This is a genomic window from Streptomyces sp. NPDC058872 (assembly GCF_042743065.1).
GTDB lineage: Bacteria > Actinomycetota > Actinomycetes > Streptomycetales > Streptomycetaceae > Streptomyces.
This window is the reverse complement of sequence record NZ_JBHYMK010000030.1, coordinates 61,257-87,802: the sequence shown is the minus strand read 5'-3', so window position 1 is coordinate 87,802 and position 26,546 is coordinate 61,257. Positions and strand designations below refer to the sequence as shown.

At 71.7% G+C, this 26,546-nt stretch carries 19 protein-coding genes, 4 pseudogenes and 1 riboswitch; of the genes and pseudogenes, 13 read left to right on the top strand and 10 right to left on the bottom strand.

The window, feature by feature from the left end:
- Window positions 1-144: 144 nt before the first annotated feature.
- From ACFW22_RS20395 to ACFW22_RS20385, 3 genes are all read right to left on the bottom strand, one after another.
- Window positions 145-1,434, bottom strand: a complete 1,290-nt coding sequence (locus tag ACFW22_RS20395; protein WP_386406433.1) for a hypothetical protein — start codon at window positions 1,432-1,434, stop codon at window positions 145-147.
- Between the two features lie 2,057 nt (window positions 1,435-3,491).
- Complete coding sequence (locus ACFW22_RS20390; RefSeq protein WP_386406430.1) at window positions 3,492-3,692, bottom strand: hypothetical protein; 201 nt, start codon at window positions 3,690-3,692, stop codon at window positions 3,492-3,494.
- A 37-nt stretch (window positions 3,693-3,729) separates the two neighbouring features.
- On the bottom strand, window positions 3,730-4,116 hold the full coding sequence (locus tag ACFW22_RS20385; protein ID WP_386406425.1) for a hypothetical protein: 387 nt from the start codon (window positions 4,114-4,116) through the stop codon (window positions 3,730-3,732).
- A 160-nt stretch (window positions 4,117-4,276) separates the two neighbouring features.
- Here ACFW22_RS20385 and ACFW22_RS20380 point away from each other — a divergent pair.
- From ACFW22_RS20380 to ACFW22_RS20360, 5 genes and pseudogenes are all read left to right on the top strand, one after another.
- Window positions 4,277-4,540 (top strand): annotated as a pseudogene (locus ACFW22_RS20380) (transposase family protein); the annotation flags it as partial.
- Window positions 4,541-4,542: 2 nt separating this feature from the next.
- Window positions 4,543-4,806, top strand: a pseudogene (locus tag ACFW22_RS20375) (IS5/IS1182 family transposase); the annotation flags it as partial.
- On the top strand, window positions 4,807-5,070 hold the full coding sequence (locus ACFW22_RS20370; protein ID WP_386406445.1) for a hypothetical protein: 264 nt from the start codon (window positions 4,807-4,809) through the stop codon (window positions 5,068-5,070). It abuts the pseudogene before it with no gap.
- Between the two features lie 394 nt (window positions 5,071-5,464).
- Window positions 5,465-7,093 (top strand): protein kinase, encoded by a 1,629-nt coding sequence (locus ACFW22_RS20365; RefSeq protein WP_386406422.1) that lies wholly within the window; start codon window positions 5,465-5,467, stop codon window positions 7,091-7,093.
- 4 nt (window positions 7,094-7,097) lie between these two features.
- Window positions 7,098-7,460 (top strand): annotated as a pseudogene (locus tag ACFW22_RS20360) (transposase); the annotation flags it as partial.
- 446 nt (window positions 7,461-7,906) lie between these two features.
- On the opposite strand, the gene ACFW22_RS20355 reads toward ACFW22_RS20360, so the two are convergent.
- Window positions 7,907-9,430: an aldehyde dehydrogenase family protein gene (locus ACFW22_RS20355; RefSeq protein WP_386406419.1), complete on the bottom strand. Its 1,524-nt coding sequence runs from the start codon at window positions 9,428-9,430 to the stop codon at window positions 7,907-7,909.
- A gap of 44 nt (window positions 9,431-9,474) precedes the next feature.
- Window positions 9,475-10,857: a GAF domain-containing protein gene (locus ACFW22_RS20350; protein ID WP_386406416.1), complete on the bottom strand. Its 1,383-nt coding sequence runs from the start codon at window positions 10,855-10,857 to the stop codon at window positions 9,475-9,477.
- 91 nt (window positions 10,858-10,948) lie between these two features.
- Window positions 10,949-11,055: riboswitch (ZMP/ZTP riboswitch) on the top strand.
- 52 nt (window positions 11,056-11,107) lie between these two features.
- Here ACFW22_RS20350 and ACFW22_RS20345 point away from each other — a divergent pair.
- A complete protein-coding gene (locus tag ACFW22_RS20345) occupies window positions 11,108-11,938 on the top strand; it encodes a bifunctional 5,10-methylenetetrahydrofolate dehydrogenase/5,10-methenyltetrahydrofolate cyclohydrolase (RefSeq protein WP_386406442.1) in 831 nt (276 codons plus the stop codon).
- 129 nt (window positions 11,939-12,067) lie between these two features.
- Complete coding sequence (locus ACFW22_RS20340) at window positions 12,068-13,027, top strand: hypothetical protein (protein ID WP_386406413.1); 960 nt, start codon at window positions 12,068-12,070, stop codon at window positions 13,025-13,027.
- Here ACFW22_RS20340 and ACFW22_RS20335 read toward each other — a convergent pair.
- Both ACFW22_RS20335 and ACFW22_RS20330 read right to left on the bottom strand, forming a co-directional pair.
- Window positions 13,008-14,348: an SWF or SNF family helicase gene (locus tag ACFW22_RS20335; RefSeq protein WP_386406410.1), complete on the bottom strand. Its 1,341-nt coding sequence runs from the start codon at window positions 14,346-14,348 to the stop codon at window positions 13,008-13,010. The genes ACFW22_RS20340 and ACFW22_RS20335 overlap by 20 nt on opposite strands.
- Window positions 14,345-17,314, bottom strand: coding sequence for a DEAD/DEAH box helicase (locus tag ACFW22_RS20330; protein WP_386406407.1), 2,970 nt, complete (start codon window positions 17,312-17,314; stop codon window positions 14,345-14,347). Before ACFW22_RS20330 ends, ACFW22_RS20335 begins: the two co-directional genes overlap by 4 nt.
- Window positions 17,315-17,636: 322 nt before the next feature.
- Between ACFW22_RS20330 and ACFW22_RS20325 the strand changes: the two genes are divergently transcribed.
- A complete protein-coding gene (locus tag ACFW22_RS20325; protein WP_386406404.1) occupies window positions 17,637-18,725 on the top strand; it encodes an acyl-CoA desaturase in 1,089 nt (362 codons plus the stop codon).
- A 53-nt stretch (window positions 18,726-18,778) separates the two neighbouring features.
- Here ACFW22_RS20325 and ACFW22_RS20320 read toward each other — a convergent pair whose 3' ends face one another.
- The 3 genes from ACFW22_RS20320 to ACFW22_RS20310 form a co-directional block, all read right to left on the bottom strand.
- Complete coding sequence (locus ACFW22_RS20320) at window positions 18,779-19,696, bottom strand: hypothetical protein (protein WP_386406401.1); 918 nt, start codon at window positions 19,694-19,696, stop codon at window positions 18,779-18,781.
- A 99-nt stretch (window positions 19,697-19,795) separates the two neighbouring features.
- On the bottom strand, window positions 19,796-20,122 hold the full coding sequence (locus tag ACFW22_RS20315; protein ID WP_386406439.1) for a hypothetical protein: 327 nt from the start codon (window positions 20,120-20,122) through the stop codon (window positions 19,796-19,798).
- A 141-nt stretch (window positions 20,123-20,263) separates the two neighbouring features.
- On the bottom strand, window positions 20,264-20,869 hold the full coding sequence (locus ACFW22_RS20310) for a class I SAM-dependent methyltransferase (protein ID WP_386406398.1): 606 nt from the start codon (window positions 20,867-20,869) through the stop codon (window positions 20,264-20,266).
- 150 nt (window positions 20,870-21,019) lie between these two features.
- Here ACFW22_RS20310 and ACFW22_RS20305 point away from each other — a divergent pair, with 150 nt between their 5' ends.
- The 5 genes and pseudogenes from ACFW22_RS20305 to ACFW22_RS20285 all read left to right on the top strand — a co-directional run bounded on the left by ACFW22_RS20305 (window position 21,020) and on the right by ACFW22_RS20285 (window position 26,515).
- Window positions 21,020-21,850 carry an MHYT domain-containing protein gene (locus tag ACFW22_RS20305; protein WP_386406395.1) on the top strand — a complete coding sequence of 277 codons (831 nt, stop codon included), beginning with the start codon at window positions 21,020-21,022 and terminating at the stop codon, window positions 21,848-21,850.
- 165 nt (window positions 21,851-22,015) lie between these two features.
- A pseudogene (locus tag ACFW22_RS20300) lies at window positions 22,016-24,049 on the top strand (nitrate- and nitrite sensing domain-containing protein); the annotation flags it as partial.
- A 1,003-nt stretch (window positions 24,050-25,052) separates the two neighbouring features.
- On the top strand, window positions 25,053-25,487 hold the full coding sequence (locus ACFW22_RS20295) for a roadblock/LC7 domain-containing protein (RefSeq protein ID WP_386406392.1): 435 nt from the start codon (window positions 25,053-25,055) through the stop codon (window positions 25,485-25,487).
- A 16-nt stretch (window positions 25,488-25,503) separates the two neighbouring features.
- On the top strand, window positions 25,504-25,920 hold the full coding sequence (locus ACFW22_RS20290; RefSeq protein ID WP_386406389.1) for a DUF742 domain-containing protein: 417 nt from the start codon (window positions 25,504-25,506) through the stop codon (window positions 25,918-25,920).
- Window positions 25,901-26,515, top strand: coding sequence for an ATP/GTP-binding protein (locus ACFW22_RS20285; protein WP_386406386.1), 615 nt, complete (start codon window positions 25,901-25,903; stop codon window positions 26,513-26,515). The genes ACFW22_RS20290 and ACFW22_RS20285 overlap by 20 nt, the downstream gene beginning before the upstream one ends.
- The last annotated feature ends 31 nt before the right edge of the window (window positions 26,516-26,546 follow it).

Below are 26,546 nucleotides of genomic sequence, written 5' to 3'. Positions count from 1 at the left end.
CGTGGCCATCGCCCCACACTGGCGCACAGCCTCGATCAACCCACCGACCAAGGTCCCCCGAAGCTGGGACTCAACCCCTTAAGTCACTGGTATTGGGGCTTGCTCGACTACTGGTGCAGCGGCGGCGTGCATCATGACCAACGGTTATCGAGTCGCGCCTCGGGAGCACGTTCCGCACGCGGTACGGCCTCCTCTGATGCTGGTCAGGGTGAGGGCGATGGCCGTGCTGCACCTGCAGCGGCAGCGCCACCGGTCGGTGGTCTTCCCCGGATAGGGCTCCAACGGCTCGAACCCGGCGGCGCGTGCCTCCGCGGCGGCTGCCGCGGGATCGGTTCGGCCACCGGATCGGGGGCACTTCTTGCAGCCGATGGTTCCAGACCGGACGGATGACAGGCGCGTCATGACCTCGTTTCCGCATGAACAGCGGCAGCGCCAACGGTCCGTGGTACGGCCGGGGTACGGCTCCAGCGGCTCGAACCCAGCCGCCCGCACTTCGGCGGACGCACACTCGTCGGTTGCCGAGTTGAGGGCACAGAACCGGCAGCCCTTCGAACCGCTGTTGACGTTGGAGTAGGTGGGGCTGGTTTCGCGACCGCATGTGGTGCAGTGGCACCGCCACGGCGTTCGGCTGCCCGGGTAGGGTTCAAGCGGTTGGAGTCCGGCCGCGCGCATGGTTTCTTGGGCCTTCGGCGCGTTCGTGGCGGCGCATTTCGCCTGGGATTCCTTTGCCCGGCAGACGCGACAGCGCTGGCCCGCGTTACGGACGGCATTGAACGAAGGACGCCCCTCGTGCCCGCAGGTCATGCAGCACGAGGGCCAAGTCGCGTTGGTGCGGCCGGGATACTGCACGAGTGGCTCGTATCCGCAAGCCCGCATCTCAGCGGCTGCGGCCTCCGCGTCGATGAGGACCGCGGCACGTGGTCGGCCGCCAACTCGGGGCGCATAGGGTTTTTCTGCGCTCCGTGTTTCCTCATCGACCATGGCCCAGACCTCGGCCGCCGTGATGCGAGCTGCGGAGCAGGTCTCGGTCCAGCCGTTCGGCATGACGTCGCTCGTGAGGAAAGGAACGAGTCCGGCTTGATGCAGGCGGCCCAGCACGGCCTGCTCGACGTCGTAGGCGGCTGCGCCGGTGGTGTAGTCACGGGCCTGATGCAGTCGCCAACCCTGGCGCTCGTGTTGGATGAGGCGAGAGGTGTAGCCGGTGCAGGCACCGATCCCGATCTTGACGGCTTTCCACTCCTGGTGGGTGATCACGTAAACCTTCGACGGTCCTGACAGGTCGATGCCGTGGGTGGCACAGAACTTGCACCCTCCACCAGCACGAATCTTCATGAGCGTCGGGGAGACCTCGTTGCCGCAGGTTGTGCAACGGCACCGCCATGCCGTCACCGAGGTGGCATAGGGCTCCAGCGGCTCCAGCCCGGCCGCGCGCATGGCAGCCACCGCGGTGCCCGGGTCGGTCTTTCTACCCGCTGCCGCCCTCACGTCGGCACAGTGCCGACAGCCGCCCTGGCCCGCCAGAATGCCGCCCAGACTCGGTGACGTCTCACGCCCACAGCCGTTGCAGCGACACCGCCACGCCTTGTCACGACGACCGGCGTACGGTTCGAGCGGTTCCAGGTCGGCGGCACGCATGAGGGCCTCGGCCTCGTCCGCGGGCCAGCGGCGTCGGCCACCCGGGGAGCGAGGGCAGTACGGGCAGGCCCGAAGGCCGCGCCTGAGGTTGCTCAACCTGATCTCGACGTCTCGGCCGCACGCGAGGTGGCGGCAGTGCCACAGCCCGCTCGGTCCCGGGTAGGACTCCAGCGGCTCGAGGTCGAAGTCCTTCGCCTCAATTGCGGCCCGGTCGCCGTCCGTGCGGGGCAGTTCGCGGCGACGCGACCATGCCCGGCTGATGCCCTGCCCGGCGTTCTTGCGCCCGCACGGGCCGCAGCCCCCTTGTCCGCCCTTGACCGACCCATGAGTGGGTGTCCCGATCGTGCCGCATGTTGTGCAGCGGCACCGCCAGGGCATGTCGGTCCCGGGATAGGGCTCCAACGGTTCCAGACCCGCCGACCTCATGAGCGCGGCGGCCTGGTCCGGATCGACCGGCGCGTTCGGCGCGCACCATCGGCACGGTCCCCCACCGCGTTTGATGTATGAGTAGCGCGGCTTGACCTCCCGACCGCACGGCACGTGCCGGCAACGCCAAGGGGGTGTCGCCCCGGGATACGGCTCCAGCGGTTCCAGGCCGGTCGAGCGCATCAACGCCACCGGCGCCTCCGGCGGAATCGATGCCGTGCCTGAGCAGTACCGGCAGCCGCCCTGTCGGCCCGCGGCAATGTTGCCCAGCCGCGGTGACACTTCTCTCCCGCACGCTTCATGGCGGCAGCGCCAGGGCCTATCACTTCCTGGATAGGGCTCCAGTGGTTCGAGCCCGGCATCCCGCATAATCAGCACCGGATCGCGTGGATCCTTCCGCGGACGTCCCGTCGCCACCCGGCCTCCTTCTGAAGTGCCTACTTCCCGGGTGAGGATCGCACGCGGCACTGACAACAGCCTTGTGTGCGTCGCGAGCTTGGGGCGGGCTTCCTCGCGGCGGCCTTCTTGCTTGGCCCTTCCGGGCTGTCCTGTTCGTGGCCTTCGGCAGCTTGTGGACGTTGGTAGGCCCGCTTTCGCCGCGAGGAGACTTCGCTCGGGAGGGGACTCGTTCAGGGCGGTCATGAGGTCCGATGAGCTCTCCCAGTCCTGCTGGCGGCTTGGGCGCTGCTTGCGGGTATCGGAGGGTCGCTGCGCTCGGTGACCGGGCGGCTCGTGGGGTGATGTCCCGAGGCGCTACTTGGTCCGCGACTGGTCCGGCGGGATCTCCTTCGGATGCCAGGCAGTAGCTCTAAGAACCCAATTGATTACAGTAGGTACCTGTAGCGTCGGGGCGCCTGGAGCGCCAAATACCTCCAGGCAACCCGAATGCAGGCTCTAGAAGAACCCAAGCTTCTGAGGGCTGTAAGAACAAAGAACCTTCTTGGTCCCTTGGTGGTACAGCAGTAGCATCCACGCTGACCTGGGAAAACGGTGCTGCAGAGGGACTCTGGGTGAAGCCTGGTCCGGAAATGGTCCGGATCTTGGTCCGAGGGGTACCTGTCCAGGCCGCGTCTCGGCGGTAGTGGCAGTGATGGGGAGAGATCGGGGCCGGACGGGTCGGGTGGCGGCGCCCTGACGCCTGCCGCAGGACTACGTCTAAGGCCAGGACCCGCGCCGACAAGGCTGCGCGCAAAGCCCGCAAGGCCCTTGGTCAAGTGTGAGGAGCAGGACCACGCCGGTACGGTGAACGGATATCCGCCCCGCTGACCTGGCCCGGAGGATGGGCAACAGGAGTTACCACCTACACCAGCCACCGCAACAGCTGCGGCGGCTGACGACCCAGCGGGCCGACCATCCCGGTGATCGGCCCGCACCCACCTGTGTACGGCGAAAGCCCTGGGGCGCGTCGGATGCCTCCGACAGGGCAGCAACTACAGGCCGGACTCTGCGGGCGAATCCTCGGTCTTCCAGAGCTTGTCCAGCCACTTCAGCAGCCGGAAGCCGCGCTCGCTCTGTTCAGAGGTTCCCCACAGCGCCGCATGGGACGCTGCGAGGGTGATCACCACAACGGTGCCAAGCACCACAGCTGCCTGCTGGCTGGTGAATGTCTGAGGCTGACTTAGGGTGTCCATCGATGTCCTCCGTGCTGGATAGCGCAGTGATCAGGTCCTACTGGCGGTAGTGGTCGAACACCTGGTCCTTTTCCGCCTTCCACGTCCAGTTCGGCAGGTCACCCCGCCGAAACGGCTCCTCTTTGGCGAGCACCTCGAACTGCCCGGAGGGCCGCCTGCTGTGCTTGTTCACCACGATGGCGGTCAGCATCACGGGGACACCCCTGTCTGCCTCTGCCCGGCACGCCTCCTCGAGGAGCGCACTCATCAGTGGGCCGCGATGTGGTACCGAATAGCCTGACTCCTTCATGAGCGCGCTCAACGTGCTGTAGGAGTGGGCCTGCCCTTCGGCAGCCCAGCCCCTGATGATCTCGACCATCACGTCGCAGGCCGCACGCCGGGCATCAGAGCCGGCGGTCAGCCGCGGGAACCTCGTATCTGTCACCCTTGTATGGCAGCACGACAAGGGGAGGCCCGGGCCGGGTTTCGACAACTGGGACTCGCAGTCCCGACCGCTACCTTCACGGGTCAAAGCGACGAGTCCCAACGAGCTCGTAAACGGTTGGCGGTGAGACGTAGGGTCTGCGATCGCCGATCATGATTTCGTGGTGGGGACAGGGGCTCGTGCAGCAACCATCGGCGACCGGAGGGTCACGGGCTTGTCAGCCGACGTGATCGCCGAACTCGTTGCCGAGTTGGGTCCGTTATGGCGTGATCGCCACCAGGCGAGTTTGGTGGCCAGGCCGCGGAAGCTGGGCGTCGGAGCTGGCGCGAAGCATCGGCTGGTCTTCATCGACGGGCTCCTGGCCACGCTGGTGCACCTCCGCCATGGGGCCACCCACGACGTGCTGGCCTGCTGGTTCGGCGTTGACTGGTCCACCGTCACCCGGGCCGTCGGCGAGGTCCGGCCTCTACTGGCCGACCGAGGCTACACCATCTCCCAGGCTGTCGCCTGCGCACGCTCGCCGAGGTCATCGACCACCTCGGCTCCAGCGGGCAGACCGGAATCACTGACGGTACAGAGATCCCAGTCCGCAGGCCGGCCGTCGGCCGTAGAAACCGGGACAAGTTCATCTCCGGAAAGAACAAGGAGAACGCCGTCAAGGCCATGGCCCTCACCGACTCGGAAGGGCGGATGTTGTTCTGCAGCCCCGCCGAACGCGCAAGCTGCGCCGACATCACCCACGCCCGCCAGGACCGCTGGGGCACGCAGCACTACGGCCGACTCTCCGGAATCCTCGCCGCTCCAGCCATGACTGCTTCAGCCCTTGCCTCCTTTGCCGCCGCCCTGCTCGCGGGACCGCTGGGCGGCTATCCAGAGCTGTTCGGAGCGCTCGCTGCCATCGGGTCGGCGGCAGCGCTCGTCGCGACGGCGACATCGGTCCGGGGTGCGAGGTAGACCGAAACGAGCTTCTGTGCCTGGGGGCGAAGCCGGTAGGCATCCCGCGCCCTCGCAGGATCTCGCGGAGTGGCTCTGCGACCTGGCACGCATGACAGTGGGCGCTCTGGCAGCGCCTCGGTCCTGACGTACAGGCACATCGCGCCACGCCATGGGGCACCTGTCTATGCCGACGCGGGACTACGGCCTGTCCGGGATGAACTCGACCAGGTCTCCGTGGCATTCGGCAAGATCGGAGAGCAAGACCCCAATGATCAGGGCGATCGGTCCGTCCTGGCATGCGGCTTTCGCCCGTGGGCTCCGGCCCTTCGTGGTATGAGTGGCAGAGGCCATCGGGGAACGATGTGGCATTCACGGCAGCGGCCTCGGGAGCCACAGGGTGGGGGAGTGTGGGGTGGCAGTGTTCGAGGTCCTGAAGCCGGAGGACCCCCGGATGGTGGGGCGTTACCGGCTCGTCGCACGGCTCGGCGCGGGTGGCATGGGCCTGGTGTATCTGGCGCGCTCGCCGGGTGGCCGCCCGGTAGCGGTGAAGGTGGTTCGCCCGGAGTTGGCCGAAGACGACGACTTCCGGCGCCGCTTCGCCCGTGAGGTGACCGCCGCCCGCAGGGTGAACGGGGCCTTCACCGCCGGCGTGGTCGACGCCGATGTGGAGGGTTTCCCGGCCTGGCTGGCCACCGTCTACATCCCCGGTGTCGCCTTGGAAGAAGCGATTGCCGGGCACGGTCCCTGGCCCGCCCGGTCCGTGATCGCCCTGGGCGCCGGGACGGCCGAGGCGCTGGAGGCGATCCATGCCGTCGGCGTTGTCCACCGCGACCTCAAACCCTCCAACATCCTCCTGGCCGCCGACGGCCCGAGAGTGATCGACTTCGGCATCTCGGTCGCGAGCGGGGCCGGCGCACTGACACCCACCGGCTCGACCATCGGCACGCCCGGCTTCATGTCCCCCGAGCAGCTCACCGGTCAGCCGGTCGGACCTGCCAGCGACGTCTTCGCCCTCGGCGCGGTGCTGGCCTACACCAGCACTGGCGCCGGACCGTTCGGCACCGGCACTCCGCACGTCCTGCACTACCGCGCTGTGCACGAACCCCCCAACCTCGCCTCTCTGCCACCCGACCTGCGCGAGGTGGTGGCCGCTTGCCTGGCCAAGGATCCCGGCGAGCGCCCCACTGTCGCCCATCTCCTTGACCGGCTCGCCTCCACCGACGGAGCCAGTGTGGACACGGCCACCGTCGCGCTGCTGGCCGAACCAGGCTGGATGCCAGACCAGGTGGCACGGCTGGTGCAGGCACACACGGCTACGGACCTGCCCGGCACCCCACCATCCGAACAGCCGAGCCCCGCTCCGGCACTCGGCCCCCCACCCACCCCCGGGCCGCAGCGGACTCCATCCCGGACCACGGAACAGCACCTTCCCGCCCCCTCAGCCCCGCGGCAGCACGCACGCACCCCGCCAGCAGGGCCGTTGGGCGTCATCCCGCCGCGTGCCGGACGTCACCCCGAACCTGTACGTCCGATCACTGGACGCCGCACCGTCCTCGGCCTGGCAGGCACCGCTCTCACCGTGGGAGTCGGCCTCACCGGCTGGAAACTCACCGACGACGCCTCGGACTCCGGCGCCAGGACTTCGAAGTCACCCAGCGAGTCCCCTTCACCGAGCACCACCCATTCCCCGGACACCGGTACCCCCGGCAGCGGCGACTCCGGCAGTCCGAGCGGCGGTAAGGACACGGGCACGGGGAGCGAGCTCGCGAAGACCACCGACATCCCAGAGGGCGGTGGCAAGATCTTCGCAAGCAAGGGTGTGGTGGTGACCCAGCCCGAGGCGGGCACGTTCAAGGCGTTCTCGGCGACGTGCACCCACTCGGGCTGTGCGGTGTCGAACATCGCCCATGGGGTCATCAACTGCCCGTGCCACGGCAGTGCGTTCTCGATCGCCGACGGCAGCGTGCAGAGGGGGCCGGCGACGAATGCGCTGCCCGCACAGCAGATCTCGGTGGATGGCGACGCAATCAGACTGGCATGACCGAGTCGGCCTCACGGGCGGCAACCGCAACGATGTCACCCAGCTCATGCCCCTGCTCGATGCCGTCCCACGGGTCCGAGGCAGGCCCGGGCGGCCTCGCCGCAAGCCTCAGTCGGTCTTGGCCGACCGTGGCTACGACCACGACATCTACCGTGACCAGGACTGGGCCCGTCGGATCCTCCCCGTCATCGCTCGCTGCGGCACAACGCATGGGAGCGGCCTGGGCGCCTACAGATGGGTGGTCGAGCGCACCTTCGCCTGGCTCCACGGCTTCACACGGCTTCGTGTCCGCTGGGAACGTCGAGCCGACATACACGAAGCCTGCCTCAAGCTCGCGAGCTGCCTGATCACCCATCGCCAGGTACGGCCCTTGGCCAGCCCGGCGAACTCGCCGCATGAACCGCGACGCCCTGCAATCCGCACTGTCCCAGGATGGCTGCGTCCCTGCCCGCGCAGCTCTGGCCGAGCTCGAGACAGGCGCGGACTACGAGATCCTCCTGAACCAAACTGTTTCCGCTCAACAGCTCTGGGACATCTGGTCCTGGGGACGTGATGGCGAAGTACGCCACGGGTGCCGCCGGCCCGCTCCTCACCCCGCTCGGCGCGGCCTGCCACCGGCGGACGATCGAGACGTCGATCGCCTCGCCGCTCCCCGGCGCGGACCCCCGGGCGGGAGTCCGGTCCGTGACTGGTCCGGGGAGGTGTCTGAGCGGCCTCATTCCACACTTAGCGTGATGGCCACGTGCCGATGGGTGACGCTTCGCGCCTGATTCCAGGAGGGCGATCTCCCTTCCGGGAGTTCGACTTGGCGCTCTAGAAGAACCCAACTGCTTTCGGGGAGTAGCTGCAATAAAGGTTCTTCGTCTGCTGGTAGTGCTCCAGCATCATCTTGTGGTTCTCGCGGCCGATGCCCGACTGCTTGTAGCCGCCGAAGGCGGCATGGGCCGGATACGCGTGGTAGCAGTTCGTCCAGACGCGGCCCGCCTGGATCGCGCGTCCCGCGCGGTAGGCGGTGTTCGCGTTGCGGGTCCAGACGCCGGCGCCGAGGCCGTACGGGGTGTCGTTGGCCGTGCGGATCGCTTCGTCGAAGTCGGCGAAGGGGGTCACGGCCACCACCGGGCCGAAGATCTCCTCCTGGAAGATCCGCATGCGGTTGTCGCCCTCGAAGACGGTCGGCTGCACGTAGTAGCCCCCCGACATCTCGCCCCCGTGTTCCAAGACCTGTCCACCCGTCAGCACCCTTGCCCCTTCCTTCTGGCCGATTTCCAGGTAGGAGAGGATCTTGTCGAGTTGGTCCGCGGAGGCCTGGGCTCCGATCATGGTGGTGGTGTCCAGCGGGTGCCCGGGGACGATCTTCTCCGTGCGGGCGACCGCGGCCTCCATGAACTCCGCGTAGTGGCCGCGCTGGACGAGCGCCCGTGAGGGGCAGGTGCAGACCTCGCCCTGGTTCAGGGCGAACATGGTGAAGCCTTCGAGGGCCTTGTCGCGGAAGTCGTCATCCGTCGCCCACACGTCGTCGAAGAAGATGTTGGGCGACTTGCCGCCGAGCTCCAGCGTGACCGGCTTCAGGTGCTCGGAGGCGTACCCCATGATCAGCCGGCCCGTCGTGGTCTCGCCCGTGAAGGCGACCTTGGCGACCCGCGGCGAGGAGGCGAGCGGCTTGCCGGCCTCTTCGCCGAAGCCGTTGACGACGTTCAGGATCCCCGGCGGCAGCAGGTCGGCGACCAGGCTCAGCCAGAAGTGCACGGATGCCGGTGTCTGTTCGGCCGGCTTCAGCACCACCGCGTTGCCGGCGGCCAGCGCCGGGGCCAGCTTCCAGGCCGCCATGAGGAGGGGGAAGTTCCAGGGGATGATCTGCGCGACGACGCCGAGCGGCTCGTGGAAGTGGTACGCGACGGTGTCGTCGTCGATCTCGCTCAGTGCCCCCTCCTGGGCCCGCAACGCACCGGCGAAGTAGCGGAAGTGGTCGATCGCGAGCGGGACGTCCGCGGCGAGCGTCTCCCGGACCGGTTTGCCGTTGTCCCAGGTCTCGGCGACCGCGAGCGCCTCCAGGTTGTCCTCCATGCGGTCGGCGATCCGCAGCAGCACGGCCGCTCGCTCCGCCGGTGCCGTCCGACCCCACGAGGGGGCCGCTGCGTGTGCTGCGTCCAGGGCGCGTTCCACGTCCTCGGCGGTTCCCCGTGCGACCTCCGTGAAGGGGAGGCCGTTGACGGGGCTCGGGTTCTCGAAGTAGCGGCCGGCCGCCGGGGCGACGTATTCGCCGCCGATCCAGTGGTCGTAGCGGGCCTGGTACGACATGAGCGAACCCTCGGTGCCGGGCGCTGCATAACGGGTCATGGCTTGGCCTCCCTGGAGACGTGCCGGCCGCCCTCGGTCGGCGCTCATGCCCGAGTGTGCGGACCCGTACGTTGCAAGACCGTTGCACCGGCTGCCAGTTCTTCCTCCAGGGAGTCGAGCCTCGCCCGCACCGGGGGGAGCTGGGGAGCCGGTACGGCCGCGCACAGCGCCCGCCACACCACCAGGTCGTCCTCGCCCCACGCGCTGTACGCCCAGTCGGAGAGCAAGGCGGGGTCACCCCGGTCCACCAGGGCCGCCCTCAGCCTGCCGGCCAGTCGCTCCCGAAGCCTTACGACTCCGGGCGCCGCCGACGAGGGGAGCAGTGGACCCGCATAGTCCCCGGCGGCCCCGGCGACCGCCCCCGAGGAGAGCCGCCGGTCCACCGTCGCGAAGTCCGCGTCCACCACGGGGGCGAGCCGGTACGGACGCGAGCGCAGCACGTCGGGGCCGAGCAGTGCCCGCAGCCGGGACAGCTCTGCCCGGAGCGTCACCGGGGTGACCGACTCGTCCTCGTACAGCGAGGTCAGGAGCTCTTCGCCGCCCATCCCCTCGGGGCGGTGGGCGAGGAGCACCAGGATCTCGCTGTGGCGGCGACTCAGCCGCAGGAGGCGTCCGCCCGAGGAAAGCACGGCCTCGTCGCGGCCGAGTGCCGAAAGCCGGAGGCGCCCTGGCTCCGGAGTCGGACCGGACAGTGCCAACTGGGACTCGGCCGCACGTGCCACCGCCTGGACGAAGCCGAGGCTGTGCGGGTGCGCGAGCCGTTCGCCACCCGTGATGTCCACCGCGCCGAGCACTCGCCCGCTGTGCGGGTCGTGCACGGGGGACGCGGCACACGTCCAAGCCCGTACCGGGTGCCGGAAGTGCTCGGCGGCGACGACCTGCACGGGCCGGTCGACGGCGAGTGCGGTGCCCGGCGCGTTCGTTCCCACGGCCGTCTCCGACCAGCGGGCTCCTGCGACGAAGTTCATCCCCCCGGCCTTGCGCAAGGTGCCCGGATGGCCTTCGACCCAGAGCATCCTCCCGGCCGCGTCGCAGACCGCGAGGAGGTGCTCCCCGTCCGTCGCGTACGCCCCCATCAACTCGCGGATCAACGGCATGGCCGTTGCCAGAGGATGACCTTCCCGGTAGGCGGTGAGCTCGTCCTCGTTCAGCTCGACCCGTGCCACCCCGTCGGGACTCACCCGGGCGCGCACGGAACGCCTCCACGAGGCGGCCACCAGGGGGCGTGTCCCCCCGGCGCTCGGTTCGGTTCCACTGTCGGGCCGGGACCGCGGGGCGGCGTACGCCCTTTCGCGTCGGGCGGTCGGCGTGCGGGAAACGCCCTGCACGTGTGATTCCGGTTCGGGTTCCGCCCGGTGGTCGGCGGTTGCCCACGCATTGCTCAACTCGGCCTCCTCGTCGAGGTCGTCCCGGCCCTTCCGACTCATCGTGGGGGGCGTCCGGACCGTCGACAAGCTTCCGCGGGTCCCGGTGCACGCCCCCTGTCCGGGACCGGACCCCACCCCTCACGTAGAGTGGGGCTCGGGCCGTTACTGGCGCTTGGGTGGATCACCACCGGGGAGCGGCCCGGCGGAGCCCGCCCCATCGGCAGCACCGCGACGATGCCGTGCGCCTGGGCGAACCAACGGCCGGAGACGACGCCCAGGAGCTTCCTTGTCCACCACCACCGCCACCCTCATGGACGGTACGGCCCTCGCCCGCCGCACGGTCGAGGAGACCGCCGGCCGCGCTGCCGAGGTCACCCGTCGCACCGGAGTCACTCCGTGCCTCGCGACCGTTCTGGTCGGTGCGGACCCCGCCTCCGTGACGTACGTGAAGATGAAGCAGAACCGCTGCGCGAAGGCCGGAATCCGCTCCCGGCGGGTCGAGCTGCCCGCCACCACGACGACCGAGGAGCTCGTCGCCGCCATCACCGCCCTGTCCGAGGACCCCGAGGTCCACGGCATCCTGCTCCAGCACCCCGTCGGTCCGCACATCGACGAGCGCGCCGCCTTCGAGGCCATCGCCCCGGAGAAGGACGTCGACGGCGTCACCACGGCTTCCTTTGCGGCCATGGGCTTCGGTCTGCCCGGCTTCGTCTCCTGCACCCCCGGGGGCATCATGCGCCTCCTCGACGCGTATGACGTCGAACTCAGCGGCAGGCGCGCGGTCGTCGTGGGACGCAGCGCGATCCTGGGCAAGCCGGCCGGCCTGCTCCTCCTCGGCCGTGACGCCACCGTCACCTACTGTCATTCCCGCACCCAGGACCTCTCCTCGGTCGTCCGCGAGGCCGACGTCCTCGTCGCTGCCGTCGGCAAGCCGAACTTCATCAGGGGCGAGGACATCAAGCCGGGCGCCGTCGTCATCGACGCCGGCTACAACCCGGGCAACACCGGCGACGTCGACTTCGCGTCGGCCGCCGAGCGCGCCTCCCTCATCACTCCCGTCCCCGGGGGCGTCGGCCCCATGACCATCGCGGTGCTCCTCGCCCAGACGGTCGAGGGTGCGGAGCGCCAGCTCGGTCTGTAGGCAGCGGTGAGGGGGGAGCAGCGGTGGCGTGCGGGTGTGCGGCCGTCGATTGTCACGATTCTGTACAAGCAGCTCCCCGTCGTCGGTCAACGGTGGCCGCGCCGCCGCAGAACAGCGAACCTGGTCCCTGTGCCGCAACCGCCGACCCCCGCCCCCGCTTCCGCCCCGGACCGTCCGGGCACGTCTGACCTGCCCGACCCGCCCGCACCGGGAGGTCCCCGCTCGGAGCCCGGCCCCACCGGCCGCGGCTCGACCGGGGCCCCGACAGCCGAAGTCCTCACCGCAGGCGCCGAGCACCCCTGGTCGGCGCGGCGGGTCCGGATCGGTGCTCCCCGGCCGGGACCGACCGCTCGCAACGCCCGTTGGTTCGGCGTGCCGCTCGTCCCCCTGTTCGTGGCGGCGCTGGTGGCCGGTGCCTTCCTGACCGCCCCGGGAGGTCGGGAAGGCACCGACCTCGCCGACGTGCCGCCGGGCGGGGGCCCGATCGGCGTGCCGTCCCCCGTTGCCTCCGACGAAGCGAAACCGGACGATTCTGCCCCGATCGGCGGGGAGACGGCCGACCCGTCGAGCACCGGAACGCCCCGGGTCCCCCCGGCTCCCGGCGACGAGCCCACCGGCACGGGGCCCGCGGACCGCACCGGGCAGTCCCGGGACACGAGCCCGCCGAAGCCGTCCCGATCCGGCAGCGACACCCCTTCGAAGGCGGCAACGTCCTCGGCGCGCCCGTCGAGCAGCCGGCCCTCGGGCCGTCCCGTCTCCTTCGAGGACATGCGCGTCGGGGACTGCTTCGACCTCGATCGCGACGCGCCGGGCACCGCCTTCCGTCGTTCCTGTGACGCGCCGCACCAGGCGGAACTGGTGGCGCGGCCCCGCATCGTCGTTGCCCAGGCCACCGAACAGACGGTGCGGGAGGCGGCCACGGAGCTCTGCAGCGAACCGCTCCGCAGCAAAGCCGCGCGGCAACCCGTCGGCACCCGGTGGACCACCTTCGTCCAGTACCCGTACCTGACGAGCTACCTCCTCGGCTCGGACCGGGCGGCCTGCAGCCTCGTCGTCACCAGCGGCACGCTCAGCCGCCCGCTTCATTAGCGTCCGCGGCGAAAGCCGTCGCCAGCGCCGTGGCCGGATCACGGTCCGGCGGGCCGGCCGGGCACCAGCGGGACCCCGACCTCAGGTAGGGCCACCAGCGGTCGTCCTCGCCGAGGCGCAGTTGTGCGCGGGTGCCCGTGACCGTCCAGCAGGCGCCGGTCGTCCGACGCAGGGCCGGCCGTTCGCCGTCTGCCCAGGCTTCGAGGAGCCGTTCCCCGGCACGGGCCAGCGCCCCGGAATCCGGTGCCCACTCCTCGTCCAGCACGGCCAGGGCGGCGGTACCGCCGAACCGCCACGCGCATGCGGCGAGCTCCAGCTCCGCCTTCGACCTGCCCGAACCGGAGGCGAGTCGTGTGGCGATCCGGGGGACGGGCTCGCCCGCCGCGAGCCGAGCCGCGTCCTGGGCGACGGTCAGACGCGCCTCGGTCGACCCCGTGGTGCCACCGGGCCCGCCCCCGGGGCCCACGAGGTCGAGGAGGAGCCGGTGGGCGCGGGTGGCCGCGTCCGCCGCGAGGAACTCGAGGGCCGTCGGGTCGACTCCGGGGCCGGGCGGGGTCTCCGTGTCCAGGGAAGGGGGCTGCCCCGGCACGGGCGGCGCGCCAGGAGGCGCGGGCAGCGGCGGGAGGAGGAACGCAGCGGCGTAGGCTTCCTCGGCGGACACGCCGGGCATGCCACGGTCCCCCGCGGTCCCCGGGCTCGGCTTCCCTGCGCTGCGGGCGGGCGGTGCGACGGCCCGCGAGGCGCTCCGTGTCCGCAACTGGTCCATAAGGGCGCGTTCGCCACGGCCCCGCACCAGAAGGAGGAGGAACGGGTCTTCGTCGAGGAGCCGCGCGACGTGGTAGCAGAGCGCCGCCGTGTGCGGACAGTGGTCCCAAGCGCGGCAGTCGCACTCCGGCTCCAGGTCCCCGACGCCCGGAAGCAGGTCGATCCCGGTCGCCGTCGCGTCCTCCGCCAAGAGGGGTGCCACCTCCCGTTCCAGGAGCGCCGCGATGTGCCCCGCGCTGTCGACGACGAGGTCGAGCAGCCGTTCCCACTGCCCCTCGGAGAACTCCTGCACCAGCACGTCGCTGCGGTACGCCGTGCCGTCCTCGTCCTTGACCACTGCCGTGATCCTGCCGGGACGCACGGACACGGCTCCCACCGCGCCCGCGCGTGCGTAGCGACGCCCGGTCTTCAACTGCCGGCCGTCGAGCGCGCTGCTTTCCAGGGCCTTCGTCCACGCCCGGCCCCACCAGGTCCGGGCGAACCCGCCGCTCCGGGCCGGCGGCAGTGCGGCGAACGTCCGCTCGTGGTCTTCCCGCACCTGCCCGTATCCGCTCATCGTCCGTCCCCTCGCAGGCGTACCAGTTCCGCCAGTTCCGCATCGGTGAGTTCGGTCAGCTCCGGCGAGGCCTCCCCGGCCGTCCCGAGTACGGTGTCCGCGAGCTCCCTCTTGCGGTCGAGCATCGCCGAGATCCGGTCCTCGATCGTCCCCTCGGCGATCAACCGGTGGACCTGCACCGGCCGGTCCTGCCCGATCCGGTGTGCCCGGTCGGTGGCCTGCGCCTCCACTGCGGGGTTCCACCAGCGGTCGTAGTGCACGATGTGCTCGGCGCGGGTCAGGTTGAGCCCCGTGCCGGCGGCCTTCAGGGAGAGGAGGAAGACCGGTACCTCGCCGCTCTGGAATCGGGCCACCATCGCCTCCCGTTCGACCACCGGGGTGCCTCCGTGCAGGAATTGCGTGCGCACCCCCCGCGCGATGAGGTGCGCCTCCAGGATCCGGGCCATCCCCACGTACTGGGTGAAGAGCAGGGTGCGACCGCCCTCGGCGAGGATGGTGTCGAGGAGCTCATCGAGCAGTTCCAGCTTGCCCGAGCGCCCTCGGGTCTTCGGGTCCTCCTCCTTCAGGTACTGGGCCGGGTGGTTGCAGATCTGTTTGAGACCGGTGAGGAGCTTCACCACGAGGCCGCGGCGCTCCATGCCGCCGGCCTCTGCGATCGCCGCCAGTGTCTCCCGCACCACCGCCTCGTAGAGGCCGGTCTGTTCGGGCGTCAGGGAGACGCTCCGGTCGGTTTCGGTCTTCGGCGGTAGTTCGGGGGCGATGCCGGGGTCGGACTTGCGGCGGCGCAGCAGGAAGGGGCGGACCAGCGCGGCGAGTCGCGCAGCGGCAGCAGGGTCACGGCCGCCCTCGACGGCGGTGGCGAAGCGGTTCCGGAAGGCGCCGAGGCTGCCGAGCAGCCCGGGCGTGGTCCAGTCGAGGATGGCCCAGAGTTCGGAGAGGTTGTTCTCCACCGGGGTGCCCGAGAGCGCCACGCGTGCGCGGGCCCCGATGGTCCGCAGGTGGCGTGCGGTTGCCGAGTGCGGGTTCTTGACGTGCTGGGCCTCGTCCGCCACGACGAGGCCCCAGTTCTGTGCGGCCAGTCGCTCGGTGTCCAGCCGCATGGTGCCGTACGTGGTGAGGACGAAGTCGCCGTCGGAGAGTCCTTCGAGGTCACGGGCGGCGCCGTGGAAGCGGTGCACTGGTGTGTCGGGTGCGAACCTCTCGATTTCACGCTGCCAATTGCCCATGAGCGAGGTCGGGCAGACGACCAGGGTCGGTCCCGCGGACGAGGGGTCGTCCTGCCGGTGCAGATGCAGGGCGATGACCGTGATGGTCTTGCCGAGCCCCATGTCGTCGGCGAGGCAGCAGCCGAGCCCGAGGGACGTCATCTGGTGGAGCCAGTTGAGTCCGCGTAACTGGTAGTCGCGCAGGGTCGCGGCGAGCGCCGGGGGTTGGGGGACCCCGTTGCTTCCGCGGGCGGGGTTCGCGAGTCGTTCGCGCAACCGTTCCAGCCATCCGGCGGCTGACACTTCGACGGAGCGTCCGTCGAGGTCGGTCGTGCCGGTGAGCACCGCTGCGAGGGCGTCCACCGGGGTGACCCTGCGGTCCTGGTCGGCCCGGGTCCGGGCCCGGCGCGCCTCGTCCGGATCGACGAGGACCCAACGGTCGCGCAGGCGGACGAGGGGGCGACCGGCTTCGGCGATCCGGTCGAGTTCGGCTCGGCTGAGTTCCTGCCCCCCGATCGAGAAGCACCAGTTGAAGGCGAGCAGGGAGTCTGCGGCGAGGAACGGGGACGGCCCGAAGGAGCGTGCGCCGCGAGGGCGATCGACGTCGATCCCGGTGCCGGTGCCGGTGCCGCGCGTCGCGTTCCCGTCGGTGTTGCCACCGGTCTTCTCCGGGCCGATCACCGCACGTGCGGTCAGCCGGTCGGTGAGCTCGTGTGGCCAGTAGACCTGGACGCCTGCCGCTCCAAGGGCTTCGGTCGCCGGGCCCAGGAGTTCCACGACCTCTTCATCGGCGAGTTCGAGTGCGTCGGGGACGGCTGCCGACAAGAGCGGGGACAGCGGAGGCCAGGCGCGTGCTGCACGTCGAAGGGCGAGGAGCGCGTCCATCGGGGCCCGTGGCCCGAAGGAGTGCCCCACCCGTTCGGTGCCCGACCACACCCCTGCGGCGTCCGCGACCAGGCTCGGGTCGGCGACCGAGTGCAATTGGAGCACGGCCCGGAAACCGGGGGCCACCCCGGCCTCCGTGTCGAAGCCGGGGAGTTCGAGCCGGAGCGAGAGGCGAATGCCTGCGTCGTGCACCGCCGCCACGTCGGCCGTCCACGAACGCTGTTCGGGGACGGCCGACGTGGCGTGGGCCGCGAAGGCCGGTCCGCCTGCCGCGAGCGGGGCGGCTGGTGTGCGGGGCAGCGCGTCGGCCACGGCGTCGACGAAGGCGTGCAGCAGTGCCTCGGGTTCGGGGAGGAGGAGCGGCCCGTCGTCCGACAGGGGTACGGCGTGGGCGGTGGGTGGCATCGACGCGGCAAGGGTGCGGAGTGCGTTCCATTCGCGGGGGCCGAGGGGGCCAGCCCGCCATGTGTCGTGGCCGCCCGGGGTGAGGCCCGGTAGTAACAGGCCGCGTGCCACCAGCTCCAGGGCCAGCAGGGAGGCGGCTCCCCAGAAGGCGGTCGAGGGGGAGCCGGTGTTCGAGAGGCGGGCGTGGGCGACCAGTGGAAGGGCGTCCCGGACCGACAGGGCGCGGGCGGGGACGGTCGTGGTGCCGACGCCGTCCTCTTCGACGACGGTGAGCGCGCAGCTGCCCAGGGGGGTGTTCACGGATGCGGAGTCCGGTTCGCCGTCCGGGTCCCAGAAGGCGATCCGGCCGGCGCGGGGTGGTTCGGCGGGGAGGAAGACGGCGACGTGCCGGGCGAGTTCACGGGGGAGGCTGGGGGAGGGGGCCAGGGCGGGGGCGTGGGTCGGGGCATCGGGTCCGTACGAGAGCGTCAACGCATTCCTCAAATTTGACTACCGAAAGACCGAGCTGCCGATGGTACGGGACGGGTGGGCCGCCCGTGTCCCCTTCACGGGTGAGGCGCGTCACTTCCCGGCGTCGGCACGGCTCGCGTGCCCCGTGGGCCGATCCCGTGCTCCCCTCCCGCCGCGGTGGGGGTCGCCCCACCACGATCCCCCGACGTCCCCCCTGTTCCGGACGGGTGGTGGCGCCATGGTCCCGGACGATCACCGATCCGTACGTTCTTCACGGGCGCATCGCCCACTGCCCCGTCGATGGCGCACCGCGTTCACCGACCGACGGAATTCGGAGCCCACCATGTCCCAGGCAACCGTCGCACCCCCGGCCGTCGCCCCCGTCCCGCCGGCCGCCCGTTCCCGGAACGGCAGCGAGTTCACCCCGCTCCTCCGCACGATCAAGGAGCAGGGGCTCCTCGAACACCGCCCCGGCTGGTACGCCCGCAGCATCGCCACCAACCTCCTCGGTGTCGCCGCCGTGGTCGTCGGGCTCGCCCTGCTCGGCCCCTCCTGGTGGGCCTTGCCGCTCGCCCTTCCCCTCGCGCTGTTCTCCGCACGCGCCGCCTTCGTCGGCCACGACGCGGGGCACGCGCAGATCACCGCGAACCGCACGACGGGCCGCATCCTCCAGCTCGTGCACGCCAACCTCTTCCTCGGGATGAGCCGGGAGTGGTGGAACGACAAGCACAACCGACACCACGCCCATCCCAACCACCTCGACAAGGACCCTGACGTCGCCGCCGACGTACTCGTCTTCGCCGAGCACCAGACGCTCGGCCGCCGGGGCCTGCGCGGCTTCCTCACCCGCCACCAAGCCGGGCTGTTCTTCCCGCTGACCACCCTCGAAGGCCTGGCCCTCAAGGCCTACGGGATCCGGGCCCTTCTCGCGGAGGACGGCCCCTTTCGGCGCCGGAGCGAGCGGCTCGTCGAAGCCGTACTGATCCTGGCCCACTTCGCCGGTGGTGCGGCGCTCCTCCTCGCCTTCTTGACCCCCGCCCAGGCGCTGGTGTTCGCTCTCCTCCACCAGATGGCGCTCGGTGTTCACCTGGGCCTGGCCTTCGCCCCCAATCACAAGGGCATGGAGCGCCCCGACGCACATCCGGACGGCGAGAACTGGGGCCATCTGCGCAGGCAGGTGCTCACCTCGCGCAACATCCGGGGCGGCGCCCTGACCGACTGGTTCCTCGGCGGGCTCAACTACCAGGTCGAACACCACCTCTTTCCGAGCATGCCCCGCCCGAACCTCCGTCTGGCCCGGCCCGCCGTACGCGCTCACTGCGCCGCACTGGGCGTTCCCTACACGGAGACCGGCTTCCTGGACTCCTACCGCCAGGCCCTCGGACATCTGCACCGGGTGGGTGCAGGGCTCCGCGCGGGCGGCGCAGAATAGGGCCGGAGGCGGTCACGAGCGAGCGGAACACCGGCCCGGCGTCCACGGAGGGTTCAGGAGGGGCGTACGGCCATGGCGTCCAGCGCAGCGAGGAGGGCCGGAAGCTGGGGCCCGCGCCCCACGGGCAGCACCGCGCGCGGCAGCTCGTCGAGGAGGACGAACGCCATGTCGTCGGCCTTGGCCACGAGCGACCAGCCGGGGCCGTCCGCGCGGAGGACTCCGGCCGACGAGCGGACCCGACCCACGGGCGGCGGGTCCTCCAGATAGCCGTGCAGCTCGACCAAGGCCTTCCTGACCCCGCTGTAGGGGTCGCCGGAAAGCGCAGCCCGAGCCGCCCCACCGGAAGCCGGTGCGCCGGAACCGCGCACCGGAGCGGCAAGGCCGGCTCCCGAGAGGTTCTCGCCGGACCCGGTCAGCGGTCCGCCGGTTCCCGGCGCGGGACCTCCGGGGCCGGTCGCCGGGACCGGCTCGGTCCCCCCGTCGTCCGCCCGGGCCCGCCAGGAGGCCCACTGGAGCGCCACCTCGTCGGCGCCCAGCCGCCGTTGGGCGGGGCCCCAACGTTCGCCCGAGGGCGGGCTCAGTGGAGCCGGTGCGCCCTCCTCCCGGGGAGGGTCGTGCGGAGCCGGGACGCCCGGGGCCGCGGTCGCCACGGGGAGCGGCCAACCCGGCAGTCCGGTCACCACCGAGCGCTCGTCGGGGGAGAGGTCGTAGGCCATGCCGCAGTCCCAGGAGGAGATGGCCACGGCGACGAGCGACACGTCGTCGACCACCACGGTCCAACGCGCCCCCAGGCCGTCCTGTCCGAACACGAGCCCGTAGCCCTCGGCGTACGGGGACAGGCCGAGGGCGGCGCAGGCCGCCGGATAGTCGTCCCCGAGCACGCTGGGGAAGCGTGCGGGCGTCAGCAGCGCCGCAGTGAGCACGAACAGCTCATCGGCATCGGCATCGGCGATCGGGTCCGCATCGGCCACGGCAACCTCCCCATCTGGTCGTCGGCGCACCTTAACGAGCGGGTAACCCGCGCGTCGAGGGTCTCCGTCGGGAAACCTCGGGTTCTCGGGGTGCGTGCGTCACGTGTCTTCCGCATGCCGGGGCGCCGGCACCTCCCGCAGACCGAGCAAGGAGCGTGCCATGGCGCTCGGGGGTTGGTTCCGTTCCCTGGCGAGGGTGAGCAGGGCCCGACAGGCCAGTTCGTTGATGCCGAAGGAGAGCATGTCGGGGGAGACCCGGCCCGCCGCTTCCTCGGCCCGGCCCGGATCGCCTTCGGCGCAGGCGGCCACGTAGTCGGCCGCGGCTTCGAAGAGGTTGTGCCCCTGGCGGGGGCGCGATGACGCCGGCGCGAGGGCTTCGGGCGCCTTCCGGCCGGAGGGGAGGAGTCTGCGCAGTCTTTCCGTCATTCGTGCCACGGCTCGCCGCCTTTCCCGGGCACGACTGCCCGGCACCTCCACGGTAGACAGTGAAGTGCTGTGGAAGAAGGGCGCGTTGGCATCCGTGATGAGGATGTGGAAAAGCGCGTGGAGGATCGACGCGCCGGTGGCTCAGCCCTCGCGGACGGCCAGGGCCAGATAGCGCGCGTCCTCGTCGACGTAGTCGACGAGCCGCCAGCCGGCCTCGGCGAGCAGGACGCGCAGGCGGGGCTCGGCACGCAGGTCGTCCGCGGAGACCTCCCGGCCGTGACGGGCGGCGAGGGCCGCCCGTCCGATCGGGTGGAACAGCGCGAGCCGGCCACCGGGGCGTACGGTCCGGGCGAGCTCCCGGAGGGCGGCGACGGGCTCGGGGAGGTGGGAGACGAGGCCCGCACCGAAGACGGCCTCCAGCACGCCGTCGCGCAGCGGCAGCCTGCCGACGTCGGCGAGCAGGAGGGTTCCGCCGCCCTCGACGCCGCGTCCGGCGTCGACGGCCCGCGCGATCATCTCGGGGGTGAGGTCGACCCCGAGCACGGTGCCGGTGGGGCCGACGGCGGCCCGGAGCGGCACGAGGGCGCGTCCGGTACCGCAGCCGGCGTCCAGGACGGCGTCGCCGGGGCGCAGACCGAGAGCGTCCACCGCGGCGGCGTACGCAGGACCGTCCTCGGGGAACCTGCGGTCCCAGTCAGCGGCGCGGGCGGCGAAGAATTCTCGTACGCGCAGGGGGTCATCGCTCATGTGCTCATCATCCCGCACCCGGAGGGGTGGACTTTCTGCGCATCCGTTCGAGCTCTGTGCGGTCGTGCGGAGTCGCCTCCTGTCACATTCCACCAGCTTTCGAAATGCGCCCCCAATGCGCCCCTCCATGCGCACTACCGTCCCTGGGCCATGGGACACCTGGACCACGCCGCTTTCGGCTGGCTGACACCCGCGCTCTCGTACGCGATGGCCTGCATCGGTGCCGCCCTCGGACTGCGCTGCACCGTACGGGCACTCGCCGCAACCGGCCGATCGCGGCGCAACTGGTTGCTCACGGCCGCTTCCGCGATCGGCACCGGCATCTGGACGATGCACTTCGTGGCCATGCTCGGGTTCGGCGTGACGGGAACCGACATCCACTACGACGTCCTGCTCACCCTCCTCAGCCTCGTCATCGCGATGGCCGTCGTCGGCGTCGGGGTCTTCGCCGTCGGCCACGGGCGCGACCGGGGCCGCTCGCTCCTGGTCGGCGGACTCACCACGGGCCTCGGCGTGGCGAGCATGCACTACACGGGCATGGCGGCCCTCCGGCTCCACGGCCGGGTGCGGTACGACCCGCTGCTCGTCAGCCTCTCGGTACTGATCGCCGTCCTCGCCGCCACGGCTGCGCTCTGGGCGGCACTTCACATCCGGGCCCCGGCAGCGGTGGCCGTCGCCTCCCTCGTCATGGGGGCGGCGGTCAGCAGCATGCACTACACCGGCATGCTCGCGGTACGGGTCGAGGTGCTCCCCTCCGGTGCCCCCCTTCCCGGTGCCACGGCCATGCAGTTCGTCTTCCCGCTCGCCGTCGGCCTCGGCTCCTACCTCTTCATCACCTCCGCCTTCGTCGCCCTGTCCCCGACGGCCGCGGAACGGGTCGCCTACGCCTCCGCCGGACACCCCGCCGAACCGGACGAAGGCGCGGTGGACGTCGCTCCGCCCGGCTTCCCCACCGCGGCGGCCCGCACCCCGATGCCCTGACGTCCCGCAGCCGACCGAGCCCGACCTCCCCGACCGCCCGGGCACTCCCTTCCCGCGGGCCACTGGAGCAGATCGGCTCCCGGACCGTCGGGCACCCGCCCCCGTCCCGTCCACCCGACGCACGCCACACCGCACCAGAGCAGACACAGCCGGAACGAGGAGGCCATGCGAACTCCCCGCAAGAACAAGGACGCCGAGGCGTCACCACCGGTGGCCGCGCGGGGGCGGCGCGCACATGCAGGGCAGCCCGCCGTCGAACCGGCGCCGGAAGGTTCCCCGGCCCCCGAACGCCAAGCCCCCGCGGAGCCGAGCGCGCCGGCACGCGCCGTCGCCGCTCGCTCCACCGCCGGTCCCGCCGGGCACCGTGTCCACCACCGGCCCGTGGGGCTGCGCCCGCGTACGGTCCGGGCCAAGGTCGTCTCGCTCCTGATGGTCCCGGTCGTCTCGCTCCTCGCGCTCTGGGGCTTCGCCACCGTCACCACCGCCCAGGGCGTCGTCGCGCTCCGCCACGCCCAAAGCGTCGACGAGGAGGTCCACCAGCCCGTGCTGGCGGCCCTCACCGCCCTCCAGGACGAACGGCGAGCCGCCGTCCGACAGATCGCGGCACCCGGAGCCACCCGGGCTGCCGAGCTCGGGGAACGCATCCGCCGGACGGACGCGGCCGTCGACCGGCTCCGCCTGGACGCCACCCACACCGTCGGGGACGCCGGAGGCCTCCCCGGTGACGTCGCCGCCAGGGTGAGCAGCTTCGTCCGCACTTCGGAGGGCCTCGCCGGACTCCGCACCGCCGCGCTCGACGGGCGCGCCGACTGGGACCGGGCGTACGGCGCGTACACGGAGGCCGTCACCGCGGCCTTCGCCGTCAGCAGCGCGCTCACCCGCACCCAAGGCGGTGAACGGGCGACCGACGCACGCGCGCTCCTCGAATTCGGCCGGGCCGGCGAAATGTTGTCCCGCGAGGACGCGCTGCTCACTTCCGCCCATCTCACCGGTCGGTTCACCGAGGAGGGGCTCCGCGCCTTCTCCGGAGCCGCCCAGACCCGCCGCGTCCTCACGGATTCCTCCCTCGACGACCTGCCCGCCGTCGAGCGCGGCGCATGGGAACGGCTCTCCGCCGGCACCGATCACCTCCGACTCGCCCGCGCCGAGGACCGGATCAGCGCCGCGTCCCCCGGCCGACCCGCCGCCCAGGCCGTTCCCTCCGCGGACTGGGACGACACCGTCGCCTCCGTGCGCGTCGACCTCGCCGCGTTCGAGGCGGATGCGCGCGCCGCAGCGGCAGACCGTGCCGACCCCTTCCTCGGCGGAGTCCTCACCCCGGGGGGTGCGGCGGTCGTCCTCGGACTCGCGGCCGTCGCCGCCTCGCTCGTCATTTCCGTGCGGATCGGCCGTGGCCTCGTCGTCGAGCTCGTCAGCCTGCGCAACACCGCCCTGGTCATCGCGCGCCGGAAACTCCCCGAAGCCATGCGGCGGCTCCGCGCGGGCGAAGAGATCGACGTCCGGGCCGAAGCCCCGCCCGAACGCTCCTCCCAGGACGAGATCGGCCAGGTCGGCGAGGCCCTCGCCATCGTCCATCGAGCTGCCCTCTCCGCTGCGGCCGAGCGCGCCGAGCTCGCCAGCGGCATCTCCGGGGTCTTCGTCAACCTCGCCCGACGCAGCCAGGTCCTCGTCCACCGCCAGCTCAACCTGCTGGACAGCATGGAGCGGCGCGCCGACGACCCCGGTGAGCTCGGTGACCTCTTCCGGCTCGATCACCTCACGACCCGCATGCGACGCCACGCCGAGAGCCTGATCATCCTCTCCGGCGCCGCTCCGGGCCGGGCCTGGCGGATGCCCGTCCCGCTCACCAACGTGGTCCGCGCCGCCGTCTCCGAGATCGAGGACTACGCGCGCGTGGAGGTCCGGCGACTCCCCGAGACGGCCGTCATCGGCGGAGCCGTCGCCGACCTCACCCACCTCCTCGCCGAACTCATCGAGAACGCGGCCCAGTTCTCGCCGCCCCACACCAAAGTGCGGGTCGTGGGGGAACCCGTCGGCAACGGCTATGCCCTGGAGATCGAGGACAGGGGGCTCGGTATGGGCAAGGAGGCGCTCGCCGAGGCGAACGCCCGCATCGCCCGGTCAGAAGCCCTCGACCTCTTCGACAGCGATCGACTCGGCCTCTTCGTGGTCAACCGCCTCGCCTCCCGCCACGACATCAGGGTCCACCTGAGGAACTCTCCCTACGGTGGCACGACGGCCGTCGTCCTGCTTCCGACCGGTCTCCTCCAGGCCACCGCGGCACAGGGGCGCGGCGCACCGGCGCACGGCCCCGAAACCCTCCGGGCCGAACCCCCGCACCCGGGGAGCACCGGTGCCCACGCCGCCGAACGGCCGGAAGACGGCGAGGGGCGCAGCGGCAACCGTCCCCCCGGGGGCGCACGCGCCGCGCGTGAGCGGGAGGAGGCGCACCGCGCCGAGGCCCGCCGCTTCGGGCGGCCCCCCGGTCCGCACCCCTCCCACCGGGGCGGCCCGCCGCCGCGGCTTCCCGGCGGGCCGACACCACCCGCCGAGGCCGGCCGCGGGGCCGCCACCCGGCCATCGGCGGGAACCCCACCCGTCCGCCGGCCCCCCCAGGCGGCCCGGCCCCCGCCCCCGCCCCCGCCGCGGCCGGCGGGGGGCCCCCCCCCCGGCCCGGGGCGCACCCCCCCCCCGCCCCCCCCCCCCCCCGGGCCCACGGAACCCGGCCGCAGCCCCCGACGCGTCCGACGGCGCTCCCCCCGCCGGGCACGCGACCGGAATCCGGTACGGACCCCGGGAGCACCCGGCCCCCGAACGGAGTCACCGAACTGCACCGGCACGGACCGCCCCCCGCACCGCCGCTCCCGTCGGAGCAGACGCCCGCCGCACCCGCGGGCGGAGGCTCCGCAGGGCGCTTCGAACCAGCCGGACGGGACGCTTCCGACGGTGAACTGCCCCGGCGCGTACGACAGGCGAGCCTCGTCCCCCAACTGCGCGAGGTGCCGCCCCCCGCAGCCGCCCCGACCCCGGCCGTCACCGATGTGCGCACTCCGGAACGGGTCCGGGACCGCATGGCGGCCTATCGGGACGGCTGGCAGCGGGGTGGTGGCGGCACCACGACCCCCCGGCGTCCCCTCGGCACGGGCCACGACTCCGGACGCGGCAACGCCCTTCCAGACCCTCGCTCCGAAGGAGACGACACATGATCGACCACGAGCGGATCCCGCACCACCGCTCCGGAGAGCTGGACTGGCTCCTCGACGACCTCGCCCAGCGGGTCGGGGAGGTCCGCCACACCGTGGTGCTCTCGAACGACGGGCTCGCCGTCGGCGCCTCCAGCGGACTCAGCCGGGAGGAAGCCGAGCACTTGGCCGCCATCGCCTCCGGCTTCCACAGCCTCGCCAAGGGGGCAGGCCGGCAGTTCGGCACCGGTGGGGTCCATCAGACGATGGTCGAGATGGACGACGGCTTCCTCTTCGTCGCGGCTGCCGGAGACGGCTCCTGCCTCGCCGTCCTCAGCGCCGCGAGCGCCGACGTCGGCCTCATCGCCTACGAGATGGCCCGCCTCGTCAAGCGCGTCGGCGAGCACCTGCACACTCCGCCGCGGCTCGCGGTTCCCCCGTCGGCCGCCGGCTGAACCCGGAGGGGCCGCCATGAACGACGATCGCGCGGACCGGGGCCGGCCGGTGCCGGGAAGCCAGTGGTACGACGCCGATGCCGGACCGCTCGTGCGTCCGTACGCGATGACCGGAGGCCGGACCAGACCGGGACCCAGCTCGGTCCGGTTCGACCTGATCGCGTTGGTCGTCGTGGACGACGCCCCCCCGGGGCCTGCCGAGGAGGAGCTCCTCGGTCCCGAACACCGGTCCCTGCTCGCCCTGTGTCGGGCGGAGACCTCGTCGGTGGCCGAACTCGCCGCCGATGCCGACCTGCCCGTCGGCGTCGTCCGGGTGCTCCTCGGCGACCTGCTCACATCGGGCTTCGTGCGCGTCAGTCGGCCCGTACCGCCCGCACAGCTCCCTGACGAAAGAATCCTGAGAGAAGTGATCGATGGCCTACGAGCGCTCTGAGAACACCGGCTCCGGCGACGGCGCAGATGCTGCCCTCGCCCTGAAGATCCTGGTCGCCGGCGGATTCGGGGTCGGCAAGACCACCCTCGTCGGCGCCGTCAGCGAGATCAGGCCCCTGCGCACCGAGGAACGGCTCAGCAGGGCCGGCGAACGGGTCGACGACACCGGAGGGGTCGATCAGAAGACCACCACGACCGTGGCCATGGACTTCGGCCGCATCACGATCCGCTCCGGGCTCTCCCTGTACCTCTTCGGCACTCCGGGGCAGGACCGGTTCTGGTTCCTCTGGGACGAGCTGTCCCAGGGGGCCCTGGGGGCGGTCGTCCTCGCCGACACCCGGCGACTGGAGGACTGTTTTCCGGCGGTCGACTACTTCGAGCACCGGAAGATCCCGTTCGTGGTCGCGGTCAACTGCTTCGCGGGCGCGCGCACCTACGGGGCACACGACGTTTCCCGGGCGCTTGACCTGGACCGCGGCACGCCCGTGGTGCTGTGCGACGCGCGGGATCGCGACTCGGGGAAGGAGGTACTGATCCGCCTGGTCGAGTACGCGGGGCGGATGCACACCGCCAGGCTCCTGGACACGGTCGGTTGAGGAGGCGGGACACGGAGGCGGGCGGGGGACG

Bases quoted from the DNA above. Each gene is read 5' to 3' on its own strand.
- ACFW22_RS20370 (WP_386406445.1), top strand. From the start codon at position 4,807: ATGTTGTTCTGCAGCCCCGCCGAACGCGCAAGCTGCGCCGACATCACC.
- ACFW22_RS20285 (WP_386406386.1), top strand. From the start codon at position 25,901: ATGGCCTACGAGCGCTCTGAGAACACCGGCTCCGGCGACGGCGCAGAT.
- ACFW22_RS20350 (WP_386406416.1), bottom strand. From the start codon at position 10,857: ATGAGTCGGAAGGGCCGGGACGACCTCGACGAGGAGGCCGAGTTGAGC.
- ACFW22_RS20325 (WP_386406404.1), top strand. From the start codon at position 17,637: ATGTCCCAGGCAACCGTCGCACCCCCGGCCGTCGCCCCCGTCCCGCCG.
- ACFW22_RS20355 (WP_386406419.1), bottom strand. From the start codon at position 9,430: ATGACCCGTTATGCAGCGCCCGGCACCGAGGGTTCGCTCATGTCGTAC.
- ACFW22_RS20305 (WP_386406395.1), top strand. From the start codon at position 21,020: ATGGGACACCTGGACCACGCCGCTTTCGGCTGGCTGACACCCGCGCTC.
- ACFW22_RS20335 (WP_386406410.1), bottom strand. From the start codon at position 14,348: ATGAGCGGATACGGGCAGGTGCGGGAAGACCACGAGCGGACGTTCGCC.
- ACFW22_RS20395 (WP_386406433.1), bottom strand. From the start codon at position 1,434: ATGCGCGCGGCCGGGCTGGAGCCGCTGGAGCCCTATGCCACCTCGGTG.
- ACFW22_RS20315 (WP_386406439.1), bottom strand. From the start codon at position 20,122: ATGACGGAAAGACTGCGCAGACTCCTCCCCTCCGGCCGGAAGGCGCCC.
- ACFW22_RS20290 (WP_386406389.1), top strand. From the start codon at position 25,504: ATGAACGACGATCGCGCGGACCGGGGCCGGCCGGTGCCGGGAAGCCAG.
- ACFW22_RS20345 (WP_386406442.1), top strand. From the start codon at position 11,108: ATGGACGGTACGGCCCTCGCCCGCCGCACGGTCGAGGAGACCGCCGGC.
- ACFW22_RS20310 (WP_386406398.1), bottom strand. From the start codon at position 20,869: ATGAGCGATGACCCCCTGCGCGTACGAGAATTCTTCGCCGCCCGCGCC.
- ACFW22_RS20295 (WP_386406392.1), top strand. From the start codon at position 25,053: ATGATCGACCACGAGCGGATCCCGCACCACCGCTCCGGAGAGCTGGAC.
- ACFW22_RS20390 (WP_386406430.1), bottom strand. From the start codon at position 3,692: ATGGACACCCTAAGTCAGCCTCAGACATTCACCAGCCAGCAGGCAGCT.